Origin of the sequence: Oceanicaulis sp. UBA2681, from assembly GCF_002354675.1 — a bacterium.
Classification (GTDB): domain Bacteria; phylum Pseudomonadota; class Alphaproteobacteria; order Caulobacterales; family Maricaulaceae; genus Oceanicaulis; species Oceanicaulis alexandrii.
In genome coordinates, this window is sequence record NZ_DEMB01000003.1 from 1 (window position 1) to 13,551 (window position 13,551).

13 protein-coding genes are annotated in these 13,551 nt (G+C 63.7%); 5 read left to right on the forward strand and 8 right to left on the reverse strand.

Going from position 1 to position 13,551, the window contains the following annotated elements; all coding sequences use genetic code 11:
* Positions 1 to 12: 12 nt before the first annotated feature.
* Genes B3M53_RS14730 through B3M53_RS00690 form a run of 3 tightly spaced genes read left to right on the forward strand, consistent with a single transcriptional unit; the run spans position 13 to position 1,332 of the window.
* Positions 13 to 147, forward strand: coding sequence for a hypothetical protein (locus B3M53_RS14730; RefSeq protein ID WP_414690690.1), 135 nt, complete (start codon positions 13 to 15; stop codon positions 145 to 147).
* Positions 144 to 503 carry a copper resistance CopC family protein gene (locus B3M53_RS00685; protein ID WP_286799460.1) on the forward strand — a complete coding sequence of 120 codons (360 nt, stop codon included), beginning with the start codon at positions 144 to 146 and terminating at the stop codon, positions 501 to 503. The genes B3M53_RS14730 and B3M53_RS00685 overlap by 4 nt, the downstream gene beginning before the upstream one ends.
* Entirely contained in the window at positions 496 to 1,332 is an 837-nt protein-coding gene (locus B3M53_RS00690) for a CopD family protein (protein WP_273145858.1), read from the forward strand. Before B3M53_RS00685 ends, B3M53_RS00690 begins: the two co-directional genes overlap by 8 nt.
* Here the strand turns inward: B3M53_RS00690 and B3M53_RS00695 are convergent.
* From B3M53_RS00695 to B3M53_RS00710, 4 genes are all read right to left on the reverse strand, one after another.
* Positions 1,329 to 2,672: an APC family permease gene (locus tag B3M53_RS00695; RefSeq protein ID WP_286799461.1), complete on the reverse strand. Its 1,344-nt coding sequence runs from the start codon at positions 2,670 to 2,672 to the stop codon at positions 1,329 to 1,331. The two genes, B3M53_RS00690 and B3M53_RS00695, sit on opposite strands and share 4 nt — an antisense overlap.
* Before the next feature lie 21 nt (positions 2,673 to 2,693).
* Positions 2,694 to 4,952, reverse strand: coding sequence for a copper-transporting P-type ATPase (locus B3M53_RS00700; RefSeq protein ID WP_273019455.1), 2,259 nt, complete (start codon positions 4,950 to 4,952; stop codon positions 2,694 to 2,696).
* A gap of 291 nt (positions 4,953 to 5,243) precedes the next feature.
* Positions 5,244 to 5,594, reverse strand: a complete 351-nt coding sequence (locus B3M53_RS00705) for a DUF3147 family protein (RefSeq protein ID WP_273019453.1) — start codon at positions 5,592 to 5,594, stop codon at positions 5,244 to 5,246.
* A gap of 19 nt (positions 5,595 to 5,613) precedes the next feature.
* Entirely contained in the window at positions 5,614 to 6,021 is a 408-nt protein-coding gene (locus B3M53_RS00710; RefSeq protein ID WP_286799462.1) for a hypothetical protein, read from the reverse strand.
* 12 nt (positions 6,022 to 6,033) lie between these two features.
* Here B3M53_RS00710 and B3M53_RS00715 point away from each other — a divergent pair, with 12 nt between their 5' ends.
* Positions 6,034 to 6,657 (forward strand): hypothetical protein, encoded by a 624-nt coding sequence (locus B3M53_RS00715; protein WP_286799464.1) that lies wholly within the window; start codon positions 6,034 to 6,036, stop codon positions 6,655 to 6,657.
* Here the strand turns inward: B3M53_RS00715 and B3M53_RS00720 are convergent.
* Positions 6,654 to 9,791: an efflux RND transporter permease subunit gene (locus B3M53_RS00720; protein ID WP_273019449.1), complete on the reverse strand. Its 3,138-nt coding sequence runs from the start codon at positions 9,789 to 9,791 to the stop codon at positions 6,654 to 6,656. The genes B3M53_RS00715 and B3M53_RS00720 overlap by 4 nt on opposite strands.
* A gap of 12 nt (positions 9,792 to 9,803) precedes the next feature.
* Positions 9,804 to 10,991, reverse strand: a complete 1,188-nt coding sequence (locus B3M53_RS00725; protein WP_273019447.1) for an efflux RND transporter periplasmic adaptor subunit — start codon at positions 10,989 to 10,991, stop codon at positions 9,804 to 9,806.
* 6 nt (positions 10,992 to 10,997) lie between these two features.
* Between B3M53_RS00725 and B3M53_RS00730 the strand changes: the two genes are divergently transcribed.
* Positions 10,998 to 11,450 carry a hypothetical protein gene (locus tag B3M53_RS00730; RefSeq protein WP_286799465.1) on the forward strand — a complete coding sequence of 151 codons (453 nt, stop codon included), beginning with the start codon at positions 10,998 to 11,000 and terminating at the stop codon, positions 11,448 to 11,450.
* Here B3M53_RS00730 and B3M53_RS00735 read toward each other — a convergent pair.
* Both B3M53_RS00735 and B3M53_RS00740 read right to left on the reverse strand, forming a co-directional pair.
* Positions 11,423 to 12,601: a TolC family protein gene (locus B3M53_RS00735; RefSeq protein WP_160093331.1), complete on the reverse strand. Its 1,179-nt coding sequence runs from the start codon at positions 12,599 to 12,601 to the stop codon at positions 11,423 to 11,425. The two genes, B3M53_RS00730 and B3M53_RS00735, sit on opposite strands and share 28 nt — an antisense overlap.
* Positions 12,602 to 12,673: 72 nt before the next feature.
* Positions 12,674 to 13,534: a M56 family metallopeptidase gene (locus B3M53_RS00740; protein ID WP_273019443.1), complete on the reverse strand. Its 861-nt coding sequence runs from the start codon at positions 13,532 to 13,534 to the stop codon at positions 12,674 to 12,676.
* Positions 13,535 to 13,551 lie beyond the last annotated feature (17 nt).

Here is a 13,551-nt window from a genome sequence, read left to right on the forward strand (position 1 = left end):
CCGGAAATGACCATGGACATTCCAGTAACCGGCACGGTCGACCTCTCCGGGTTCAGCGAGGGCGACACGGTGCGCTTCACCGTCCGGCGCGGACGCGACGACGTCTTCCGAATCGTCGACATGGCCCCGACCGAGGCGGACGAATGATGGTGCGCAGTCTTACCGCTGCGATCGCATTGGTCAGTTTCACCGCGGCCGCCTACGCCCATGCCGGCCTCAGGTCATCCTCGATCGAGGATGGCGCGACGCTGGTAACGGCGCCGAGCGAGATCACGCTCGAATTCACCGCAGAGGTCGGATTGGCGTCGGTGCAATTGGAGACCGCCGATGGTCGTTCCCTCGAAACCGGGTTTTCGCCAGACCGGTCGTTCGCGGTCGAGCACACCGCGCCGCTTCCTGAACTGTCCGAAGGCGCATACGTCCTTGAATGGCGCGCGCTTGCACGAGATGGCCACGTCATGACCAGAGAGATCAGCTTCTCCGTGACCGGCGGCGATGCCTGACGCATTTACGCTGGCTGTCTTCGCGACGAAGCTCTGCGTCCTTGCCGCTGCGCTTATGTCGGCGGGCCTGGGCTGGGCGATCGCGCTCGGCGGCGATCTAAGCCGCCGCGTGAGGTCGAGCGTTGTCGCCGGCTCCGCCCTGGCGGCAGCTCTTTGCTACGCGGTCCTCCTCCTTACGACAAACGCCCAGCTCGGCGGCGCGTGGGCCTCTGCGCTCGATCCTATGACGTTCGCCTGGATATGGCCCGGCCGGCAAGCTCAGGTTCTGGTGCTCAGCCTTGGACTTGTGGCGGCGGTCGCGGCCTCCCTCGCCAAGCTGCGCTTGCTCGGTCTCACCGCGGCGGTACTTATCGGCGTGTCGTTCTCCCTGAGTGGCCATGCCGCGGGTCTGGAAGACGGGCTCTCCGCCCAGATCGGCGTGGCGATTCATGGGCTCGCCGCGTCGTTCTGGTTCATCGCCCCGCTGCTCCTTTGGCCTCAGGGCGATGGCTACGACGCGAGCGTCGTCCGCCGCTTCAGCGAAGCGGCGGTCTGGATCGTCTCGATGGTCTTCGCTGCAGGCGGATATCTCGTCTGGCGCCTCGCCGGTGGGCTGGCCGAACTCTTCACCACCGCGTACGGCCAGCTCCTGACCGCCAAACTCGCTGTCGCCTTGGTCGCGCTCGCACTCGGCGCCGTCAACAAGCATCTAGTGAGCCGAATACTCGCCGCCGATCTGCCTCGTGGACGCCGTCTGCTGCAAATCACGCTTGGTGCTGACGCAGTGCTGTTCCTGTCAGCGCTCGCCCTCGTCACGTGGGTGACGACGGTCAGCGGTCCAGCTTCCTAGCTCGAGCTTTCATCTTCCGGCCTACCCTCAGCTTGAACGCGGCGCAGGAACCAACTTTCAAATGCGAAGATCGCGACGATGCCTCCGAGTGAGATCAAGATGATCAGCGGGTCGTTCAGCGCCTTCACCACGATGAAAGCGGTTAGAGCGACGGCGTCGAGAATGATTGCGCTGACCAGGATGACCGGGTTCGCGTCGACCTCCTCGCGCATGCGCCGGAGCACGCCCCAATGGATGATGATGTCCATCACCAGATAGAAGATCGCCCCCATCGACGCGATGCGGCCCAGGTCGAAGAAGGCGGCCAGGATGCCCGCAGCGACCACTGTATAGACCAAGGTATGCTTCTGGATGTCGCCGGGCATCCCGAAATGCTTGTGCGGTACCAGCTTCATGTCGGTCAGCATGGCGATCATGCGCGAGACGGCGAAGATGCTTGCGATGACGCCGGACGCGGTCGCAATGATGGCGAGCGCCACGGTGAACTGGACCCCGAGATCCCCCACAGCCGGCCGAGCAGCTTCAGCCAGCGAATAGTCTCGCGCGGCGATGATTTCCTCAATGGAAAGCGTCGAGCCGACCGCCCAGGCGACCAGCATGTAGACCACGAGGCAGATAGCGAGCGCGATGATGATCGCGCGGCCGACATTGCGGTGCGGATTTTTAAGCTCCGAGCCGCTGTTGGTGATAGTCGTGAAGCCCTTGTAGGCGAGAATGGCGAGAGCGACGCCGGCGAGAAAGCCGCCGATCGAACCCGCTTGCGCCGGTTCATCGCTTGTCGCCGGCTCGAAATTGAATCCGGCCGCGGCCAGCGCGACGATTGCGAAGATCAGAATGCCGCCGATCTTCACCACCGCTGCGACCTTGGAAAGGCCTCCAACGAACCGGTTGCCGGCGACGTTCACGATGAAGGCGAACATGATGAGTCCGACCGCCAGAACCGGAATGAGCACAGACGGCGTGTCACCTTGAAAGAGCTGCAGCGTGTAGGTGGCGAACGTGCGCGCCACGAGGCTCTCGTTGATGATCATGGAGAAGGCCATGAGCAGAGCTGATCCGCCGGTCACGGCGACAGGACCATAGGCCTTGTTGAGGATCATCGCGATGCCACCCGCCGAAGGGTAGCGGTTGGACACCTTGATATAGGTGTAGGCGCTGAAGCCGCTGATGATGGCGGCCACGAGGAAGGCGAGAGGGAACCAGGGACCGGCGAACTCGGCGATCTGGCCGGTCAGTGCGAATATCCCCGCGCCTATCATAACCCCGGTTCCCATCGCCACTGCGCCGGCGAGGGTCAGACTGTTTGCAACGTATCTCGCCGAGCGTTCGTCGTTCTTCAAGGGAAGGCCTCCTGCTTCTGCCTAGAGCCGAACGCTGCGAAGACGCAGCGCGTTGCCGATCACGGAGACCGAAGACAGGCTCATCGCCGCGGCTGCTATCATCGGGCTGAGGAGAACGCCGAAGACGGGATATAGGAGCCCAGCAGCCACCGGTACGCCGGCCGCGTTGTATATGAAGGCGAAGAATAGATTCTGGCGGATATTGGCCATCGTGGCGCGGCTAAGGCGGACTGCTTTCGCGACACCGCGCAAGTCACCGCTCATCAGGGTGACGCTCGCGCTTTCCATCGCGACGTCAGCGCCGGTGCCCATGGCGATGCCCACATTCGCACCGGCGAGCGCAGGTGCGTCGTTCACGCCGTCGCCAGCCATGGCGACGATGAAGCCCTTCGCCTGAAACTCTTTGACGATGCGGCTCTTGTCCTGAGGCAAGACATCGGCGTGAATTTCGTCAATACCGAGCTTGGCGCCGATGGCTTCGGCTGTGCGCCGGTTGTCGCCTGTCAGCATCACCACACGGATATCCGCGCCATGGAGGTCGGCAAGCGCCTCGCTCGTCGTTTCCTTGATCGGATCGGCGACGCCTATCATTCCGGCGACCGTGCCGTCGATGGCGGCGAACATCACTGTCTGGCCCTCTGCTCGCCAGGAGTCGGCCTCTGCAGCGATTTCGGCGGACATTCCGCCGAACGCCTCCATCATCGCCGCATTGCCAACCGCGACCGTATGCTCACGAACCTCGCCGGCCACACCCTTGCCGGTTGTGGACTGAAACCCAGAAACATCGCTGATAGAGGCGCCACGCGCTTGGGCGCCAGCAACGATCGCGGCGGCGAGCGGGTGCTCGCTGCCTTGCTCGAGTGAGGCGACAAGGCCCAATACTTCATCCTCTGAAAGCTCGCTGAAACACTTGATCGAGGTGAGCTTGGGGCGGCCTTCTGTCAGGGTGCCGGTCTTGTCGACGACGAGAAGGTCAACCTTCTCCAGAGTTTCAAGGGCCTCTGCGTTCTTCACAAGGACGCCGCGCTTCGCCCCCTGACCGGTCGCCACCATGATCGACATGGGTGTAGCGAGCCCGAGTGCGCACGGACAGGCGATGATGAGGACGGCGACTGCGTTGACCAGCGCATAGGTCATCGCGGGTTCAGGGCCGAAGGTCGACCAAGCAATGAAGGAGATCACTGCGACTCCGATAACAGCTGGAACGAACCAGCCCGATACCGTATCGGCCAGTCTCTGGATCGGTGCACGGCTTCGCTGTGCTTCGGCGACCATCTGAACGATCTGTGAGAGGGTTGAGTCTTCGCCAACCCTTGTAGCTTTGATGATCAGCCCACCGGTCTGGTTCACGGTGCCTCCCGTGACTGCATCGCCATTCTGCTTGGCCACAGGTATGGCTTCGCCGGTGATCATGGATTCGTCGACCGTGCTGGAGCCGTCCTCGACTGTCGCGTCCACCGGAATTTTCTCGCCAGGGCGCACCCGCAGCCGGTCGCCCTCCGCTAGTTCGTCGAGAGACACTTCCGCTTCCGATCCGTCTGTTTCGATCCGCCGCGCGGTCGGCGGTGCAAGTTCCAGGAGCGCGCGGATCGCCCCCGAAGTCGCGTTGCGTGCTCGAAGCTCAAGCACTTGCCCAAGGAGAACCAGCGTCGTGATGACCGCTGCGGCCTCGAAATAGACCCCGACCTCGCCGTTGGCGTGACGGAACGCGTCTGGAAACAAGCCTGGCGCCACGGTGGCGACGACGCTGTAAATATAGGCGACAGAAACACCCAGCCCTATGAGGGTGAACATGTTCAGGTTCATGGTGCGAACCGACTGCGTTCCGCGCACCAGGAAGGGCCAGCCGCCCCACAGGACGACGGGAGAGGCCAGAAGAAGCTGTAGCCATTGGGCTGACGCGCCCCTGATCAGCGCGTGTAACGGGCTGCCTGGCACCATTTCGGCCATAGTGTAGAGGAACAAGGGAAGTGTGAACGCCGCGCTGACCCAGAAGCGCCGGGTCATGTCAGCCAATTCCTCGCTGTCCTGCTCGCCCCCGGCGACCGCGCTCTCGGGCTCAAGCGCCATACCGCAGATCGGGCAGGGTCCCGGTTTCTGCTCACGAACGCCTGGATGCATGGGACAGGTGTAGACCACGCCGTCAAAGTCGTTGGGGATGCGATCGTACTTCCCGCCGGGCTGCTGCCCCGGATCGCGCTTGTCAGACGGGGCGTCGTGCTCATGACATTGATGATCCAACTTTCCCTCCCATGGGCGTGCAGCGCTCTTATCCTTCATACGCGGCGCAACCGGCCCTCCCTCAGGATTGCTGAAACGCCTATCCGGCAGGCTCTCTGCGTTGCCGCTGGCCCGTGAAACGAAAACAGGCAGAGGAAAGGCGCGTCATGCAAACCGCACCCGGACCCTGTCGGCTTGAGGACAGAGCCAATAACTTCACCGCCATGCGGATCGGGTTCGCCGTCCTGCTTCTCTACGGGCACGCGCTCATGCTGCCGCAGGGACTGCCCACGACCGGGGCTTGCGCCCCGGTCTGGACGGTGTGCTCGCGCTGCGCCGCGCCCGCTCGCTTCAGAGCTGAACCCCGAAGCGTGACACGATTGCGGCTGTGATCAGGTAGAGGACGACCGTGAGCGCAAGCCCGGCGCCGAGGGAGGGATAGAAGTCCACGCCCCGCCGGATCAGGGCCGGGATCAGCAGGAACATGGGAAGGCTCGGCAGGACGTACCAGAAGGTCGCCTCGGCATGGGCGGCCATGCGCTGAGGGTCGGGGGCGTCACGCCACAGCCAGATCATGCCCAGAACCGAAATAAGCGGGAGCGAGGCGAGGAGCGCCGCCATGGCCGGGCTACGCTTGGCCAGTTCGGATACGGCGACGATGATCAGGGCCGAAATGACCGCTTTGACCGCCAGATAGACCATGGCGTGCGCTCCTTTATCGCTACTCCGCGACGACGAGCGTGAAGGGTGCGGTCACCAGCTCGCCGTCATGGCGGATTTCGACGAAGAGACGATGCACGCCCCGCTCTTCGAACCCGACTTCGAAGGCCAGGTCCGGCCCCGCGCGCTCGTCCGCGCTCAGCGGCGCGTCGCCCAGGGGATGGGCGTGGGCCATGCTCGTCGCGGCCGGACCGAATCCGACAATGTGGGCGTATGCGCCGAGATGAGGCTCGAGGCTTCCGTCCGCACCGGCGACCGACAGCGCCATTGAAACCGTCCCCCCGGCGCGGGCATCGCTCTGCGGGGACAGGGTGAAGGCGAGGCCGCCGGCGTCCGCGGTCAGCACGTCTGCAGGGATGATGAAGGGCGCGGCTTCATCGCCGACCCGGACCCAGTCGGTGGCGCGCACCGCACCCTCGCCATGGGCTTCATGATCACCGTGGCCGTCTTCATGCCCATGATCCTCATAGCCGTGATCGGCGTGGTGGTCACCGCCATGATCATCATGGCCGTGCCCGTGATCGTCGTCGTGTCCGGCGTCGTCATGATGGTCGGACTGCGCGGCCGTCATGTCGAACGGTTCGGCGAGCCGGCCGTCCACCCAGACCCGGTAGATACGGGCATGAGCGGGCGTGAAGCTGAGCGTAGTGCGCCCCTCGGCGTCCGGCTCTACATGCAAGTGGTGGAAGTCCTCAAGACCTTCATCAACGATCAGCACGTGAACCAGGCGCTCATGACTGTCCACGAAGTCCGCGGCAGTCACCGGCGCGCCATCAGGACCAGAAAGCTGCAAGCTCAACGTCGCCGAACGGCCTGGGACGAGATCGCCGGCCGGTTCCACATCGAGACGAAGCCCGCTCGGGTGATGCTCGTCTTCATGGGCGTGAGCGCCATGGCCCTGATCATCGTGGGCGTGGCCATGATCATCATGCTGGTGTCCGTGATCGTCGTGATCATGGCCATGCTCCTGAGCGATGGCCGGAGCCGCGAGAAGCGCTGTGCTAAGAGCGGCGAGGCTGATGAGAGAAAGACGCATGGGGTTTAGCTCCGTGAGGGATCAGGGATCGGGTCAGACGGCATGTCGCGCGTGTCGGCGCCGAGATGGCGCACGGCGCCGAAGCGGGCGTAGAGCGCAGGCAGGACGATCATGTTGAGCAATGTGGAGGATACAAGGCCGAATAGGATCACCACCGCCATGGGGGCCTGGATTTCGCTGCCCGGTTCACCGCCGCGCAGAGCGAGCGGCACGAGCGCAAGCGCCGTGGCGAGCGCGGTCATCAGGATCGGCACCAGCCGCTCCATTGCGCCGCGGCGCACAGCCTCATCGAAGCTCTTCGCTTCCCCGCTCAGGGTGAGATGCCGGATATGGGAGACCATCATCACGCCATTTCGGGTGGCGATGCCGAACAGGGTGATGAAGCCAATGATCGAGGCGACCGACAGCACGCCGCCGGCTGCAAAGACGCCGACCACGCCGCCGATGAGAGCGAACGGCAGGTTCGCCATGACAAGTGCGGCGTCACGACCTGAACTGAACGCCATATAGAGCAGCAGGAAAACGCCCACCACCACGCCGGCCGACAGGATTGAGAGCCGGGCCGTGGCTTCATTGGCGCTCTCGAACTGACCTCCGTACTCGATAAAATAGCCCTGCGGCAGGGTCAGGTTGGTCGCGACATTGTCCTGAATATCGCCGACTACACCGAGCAGGTCGCGCCCGGCTACGTTGGACATGATGACGATCTTGCGCTGGACGTTTTCACGACTGATCGTGTTCGGTCCGCGGTCGCGGCGAATATCCGCAAGGGCTCTCAAAGGCACTTCCGCTCCGGATGGCGTGAGGAAGCGCGTATCACCCACCGCCTGGAGGTCTTCCCGATTTTCCTGGGCATAGCGCACGACGAGATCGTAGGCGGCCCCGGCTTCAAGCACCTGGCTGACCTCGGCTCCGGCGAAGGCGGCTTCCACAGCCTCAGCGACATCGCGGACCTGCAGTCCGTGCCGGGCGATTGCGTCGCGCCGGAAATCTACCGTCAAAACGGGCACATCGGCCTGCTGTTCGACCGACAGGTCGACAACGCCGTCCACGTTTTCCATCTGCGCGCGGACCTGCTCGGCGATCCGGCGCAGCTCGTAGAGGTCCGGGCCAAAGAGTTTCACAGCGATATTGGCTCGGGTGCCCGAGAGCATGTGGTCGATCCGGTGAGAGATCGGCTGGCCAATGGTGATGTTCATGCCCGGAAGGACGCTGAGCGAGGCGCGCAAATCTTCAAGGAAGGCGTCCTTGGAACGGTCTCCCATGGAGAGGGTCACTTCGATTTCCGACGCGCTCACCGCCTGAGCGTGTTCGTCCAGCTCTGCGCGGCCGGTGCGTCGGGCGGTCGCCACGACTTCCGGCTGATCAAGCAGGATGCGCTCCACCATGGCGCCCAACGCGTCAGATTGCTCGAGCGATGTGCCGGGCAGGGTGACGGCGCTGACGGTCAGACTGCCCTCGTTGAAGTCGGGCAGGAAGGCGCGCCCCGCGCTCGCCAGCAAGGCCAACGCCCCTAGAAGAGCGACCAGCGACAGCCCGCCAAGGGTCGCCCAGCGCTGGAGAGAAACGTCTAGGACCGGCCGGTAGGCCGCCTGGGTCATGCGCGCCAGCCAGGGTTCGCGCTTGGATCGGATAGTCTTCGAGCCCGGCATCAGGATGGCGGCCAGCGCAGGCGTGACCGTAACTGCGACGAGCAGCGAAGCTGCAAGGGCGATTACATACGCGAGACCCAGGGGCTGTAGCAGGCGGCCCTCCACGCCCGACAGGAAGAAAAGCGGCAGGAAGACCAGCATGATGATCAGGGTCGCAAACACGATTGACCCTTGAATTTCACGTGTGGCCTCTTCGACTACCTTCAGGACCGGTTGCGGTTCGGATTTCACGAGATTGCCGCGCAGGCGGCGCACCACGTTTTCCACCACGATGATAGCATCGTCCACAAGAGCGCCGAGCGCGATCGCCATGCCACCGAGCGTCATCGTGTTGATGCTCGCGCCCAGCAGGCGCAAAGTCAGGATGGAGACGACCAGCGAGAGCGGAATGGCCAGTAGCGAGATTAATGTCGCCCGCCCGCTCATAAGGAAGGCGAAGACAATCACTACGACGAGGATCGCCCCGTCGCGCAAGGCGTGGAGCACATTGGTGACCGCCACCTCGATGAAGTTCGCCTGACGGAACAGATTAGTCTCGATGAACATGCCGTCGGGCAGGCCCGCCTCGACCTCGCCGATGACGCGGTCCAGCTCTTCAGTGAGGGTGAGCGTATTGGTGTCTGGTTGCTTCTGTATGCCGATGACTACAGCCGGATCGCCGTTCTGAGAACCTGTCCCGCGCGTGATCGCTGCGCCCATGCGCACCTCGGCCACGTCGCGCACCAGAACGGGTACGCCGTCCACCTGACCCACCGCAGTAGCGGCGATGTCGTCCAGGGACTCAATACGCCCCAATCCCCGGATCAGGTATTCTTGCCCGCCTTGGGAGACGAAGCCGGCTGCAGAGTTGGCGTTCGTCTCGGACACCGCCTCTATCACCGCTTCCAGGGTGACGCCAAAAGCGGCGAGGCGTTCGGGGCGGACATCCACTTGATACTGACGCACTTCGCCGCCGATGGGGATGACCTGGGCGACGCCTGGAACGGCTAGCAGCCTTCTGCGCAAATTCCAGTCCGCTGCGGTGCGTATGTCCATCTCGCTATGCCGGTCGGAGCCGAGCGCAATGAACATGACCTCGCCCATGATCGACGAGACTGGGGCCAGCACCGGGGCGGGTACATCAGGGGGCAAAGTCTCGCGCACCAGCTGAAGCTTCTCTGCAACGATCTGGCGGGCGCGGTAGATGTCTGTTCCCCATTCGAAATCGGCCCAGACCACCGCGCTGCCCACTGAGGTGGACGACCGGACGCGGCGCACTCCCGATGCGCCGTTCAGCGCGGTTTCGATGGGAAGGGTGATGAGGGTCTCTACCTCCTCAGGGGCCATGCCGTGCGCTTCGGCGACCACCGTCACGGTGGGTGCAGTCAGATCGGGAAATACGTCCACCGGCATGCGCGTGGCTTCCCATGCGCCCCATAGCAGCATTGCGAGGCCGCCGATTAGCACAAAGGCGCGGTTCAGAAGCGAGAAGCGTATGGTCTGATGTATCATGATCGTCCCGGTTCAGTGTGCATGGCCGTGGCCGGCTTCCGCCGGACCACTGGCGGCCAGGTGAACCAGATAAGCGCCCTGGCTGACGACCCTGTCTCCAGGCTCAACGCCGGACGCCACACCGATGAGGTCACCGTCTCTGACGGAAATGCGGATGGGCTGGCGGCGCCAGTTCTCTCCATTCTCCATCACGAAGACAACGCTCACGCCGGCCTCGTCCACGATGGCGCTCGCTGGAATGACCGGTCCGTCAAAACGCCGAGATGTGCGTACGCGCGCGGAGGCCAAGGCCCCCGCGGCGAAGCCGGACGCGTTCTCGAACTCGAAAATCACGGGCATGGTGCGTCGGACCGTGTCCACCGCGCCGCCAGCCGCGACCAAACGGCCGCCATAATCAGCTAGGTCATAAGCGGCGTCTTGTCCAAGTAGGGTGAACCACGCGCCTTGCGGCTGGCCAAGGTTGGGCGCGTCTATTTCAGCGACCTGGGCAACAAGCCGCATACGGCTCGGATCGACAATCCGGAACAGCTGTTCGCCTGCCTGAGCGTAGCTTCCGGGGCCCACATTGACCCTTGCGATGCGTCCGGCGACAGGGGCGCGCACGGCGACGCCGCCTTCCAGGCTACCCTGCGAACCTTCCAGACGAGCCTGAGCGGCGGACAGGCGCGCGCGCGTTGTTTCGAGATCGGCGCTGGCTTGTTCGACCCTGCTTTGCGCCACCGCACCCGCCTCGAACAGGCCTTCAACACGTTCAAACTCGGCCTGAGCCACCGAATAGGCGGCACGCGCAGCGTCGCGCTCGGCGAGAAGGCTCGCGAAGTCGCGCTCGCCGCCCAGATTTGGGGCGATGCGTGCAATCACTTGACCGGGCTCGACGCTGTCACCGATTTCAGGAAACCCGTCTTCTGCGGCCAGCACGACCCCTTCGGCCTGTGCGGTCAGTGTGGCGTCGCCGCCGGGGGCGGGCTCAAGAGTGGCTGGCGCGCGGACAGAGTGGAACAGGACGGCCTCACGCACCGGGGCGGTCGCGAAATCGACCTGCCATTGCTGCTCTTTCAGGAAGGCGATCAGGCCTTCTCCCGCCGCCTCGTCCGGCAAAGAAGCGTCTGCGTCTGCGACCGTTTCAAAAACCTGAAAGTTCCCAAGCTGATGCACGGATACCAGGTCGCCTGACTGAAGGATCACGGTCACTTCGCGCATGGCGGCATGTCTTGGCCTCGCGATTGGTCTAAATATGCCCGCCGTGGGCGAGGGGCCTGCGGTGAAGATTTCCTCTGGCGCGCCTCCTCCCGCCAGTCGAATCATGACGCTTCCTTCGGCTACAGGCGTGAAGTCATTCAGCCGTGTGAAGTGGGCCGCAAAAGGCGACTCTCGTCCCACAGCGAATGGCGGAAACTCGACGAACAGCTCGGTCGCATCGGTGAAGTCAGTGACTACAACGCCGCCACCATGGCCGTGCTCGTCTTCTCCATGGGCGTGTTCGTCATCTCCATGGTCGCCATCGCCATGACCATGGTCGTCCGCGCCATGGCTGTGCCCGCCATCTTCGTGATTATGTGTCTCGCCGGAACCATTGCAGCCGGCGAGGAGGCCGGAGAGAAGTCCGGTCAAAAGCAAAAAGTCGCGGCGCATCATTCGGTCTCCGCAAGAAGGGCGTGAAGCGCAATTTCAGCTTCGCGCATGCGATGTTTAAGGGAAATGGCCTGCCGCTCGGCTTCAAATGCCGCGCGCATGGCGTCTATGGCTTCAAGCGCGCCTATCTCGCCGGCGCTGTAGGAAACAAGCGCGATCCGGCGCAGCTCGCGTGCCGAGGTCAGCGCTTCAGCTTCATAGCTCTGCGCAGTCTCATGCAATGCGAGGGATCGGCGGGCAAGAAGCGCGGCCTCCGCCTCCAGGCGACGGCGCTCGCGACGCAGACGAGCTTCGGCCAGCCTAGCGTCAGCCGCACGCGCGTGTTGCTCGCCCCGGTTCCTGTCGAACAAGGGAAGCGGAACGCTGGCGCTCATAAGGACGCCGGTCTCCTCGCCCATGCCTTCAATATGACGCACGCCCACACCCAGCGTTACCTCAGGGGCGATCCTAGAAGCCGCGTCTTCTCGGGCCTCAGCCGCTGCGACTTCGGCTTCGAGCACGCTAAGCCGTGCCGAGCCGTCCAGCGAGGACAGTGCTTCAGCTGAAACCGTTTCCGGCAGTAAGTCGCCGACCGGATTAGCTGTAGTGACGAGGTCCGCTCCGGTCGCCACGAAAAGCGCGTCGCGCGCCGCTTGCACTGCAAGCCGCGCCTCTGCGGTCAAAGCCGGAAGGCGCAGTGTCTCCTGACGCACTCGCTCAAGCTCCAGACGTGACGCGTCGCCCGCATCGACCCTGCGCCGCGTTGCGTCTTCAAGGGCGGACAGCTGGTCGCTAAGCGCAGTGACCGCCGCCTGTTCGGCTTCGGCCGCGAGTACGGCATAGAACGCGGTGAGCGTTTCGGCCCTAAGCTCTGCGAGCGTGATCCGCCCTGCATTTCGTGCGGCGAGCAGTTCAGCCTGGGCGCTGCGGATTTCCAGAGTGCGACGACCTGAAAAGTCGAAATCGCGTTCAATGGACACTGAAGTCTCCGACCCGTCACCGCCAAAGCCGTCCTCGCCTTCCCGGTCCACAGACAGCACCGGATTGCGCCAGGTCTCTGCGGAGATTACCGCACCCTGCGCTGCTTCAGCCGGGGCTTCTGCGAACACTCGGTTCTCTGCATTTTCTAGGGCCAGCTGAACGGCCTGCTCGGCGGTCAGCGTCTGGGCCGTGGCGACGCTCGTCCAGATGAGCGTCACCGCTGTAGCAGCGAAACACCGAGCCAGGATCGGCCTTTTCAACACGGGTCGTCGGTCTGGGGAACGCACGGCTTAGCCTCCAAGCATGAGGAAAAGGGCTTCGATCTTGTGGTGAAGCGGCTCCAGCGCCACAAAAACTGCTGCGATCAAGACGGCGCTGATCGCGCTGGTGCGCATCATCGAGCGATTGAGAGGTTCGAAATCCGGCTCAAGCAATGCGCGGACTCGCAGGGCGATGTCCGCATTCTGAAACCCGGCGCAAAGATGAGAGCGCACACCCCGGCTCCGCTCCATGCGCACAAGCGTTTCTGCGATCTCCAGACGCGAATGGCTGTTCGAGACGGCGGCGTCACAGGCTTGTTCCTGGGCCAGGATCAACGCTTGCTGGAGCGTGGCCACGACCCGGTCGGGATACAGCCCGCAGACCACGGTCATCGCGAAGCGCGCCCAGAGGTCGCCGCGGGCAAGGTGGGCCCGCTCATGTGCTTCAACGATTTCGCATCCATCAGGACCCAGGTGCTCCGCCACGGCGTTGCTGATGAAGATAGAGGGCCGAAACAGACCGACGGCTAGCGCGATAGGCTCAGCGTAAGGCACATTCCAGCGCCCCGAAGCAGTTCGGGTCGCGCTACGCTCCAGGAGCCGCCTGATGCGGCGTATCGCAAGAATGCTCTCGGTGGTCACCTGCACAAGACGCAGCATCAACAGGGACGCCGTGATCAGCGTAACCCATGCGATCACGCCAGAGCCGGTGAATGCCCGATGGGTCGACCAACCTGCGAGGCTGCCGTGTCGATGGACCGGGGCGAGGTCCAGGGGAGATGCATGCGGGAACAGAATGACGCCCACCAGTCCGAACGCGCCGAACAGGAAGGGGGTTGTGGCCAGAAGGAGCACCATGACGGCCCGAAGATCAGGGCGGGTATGGCTCAAATTCCGCGTCACAGGTT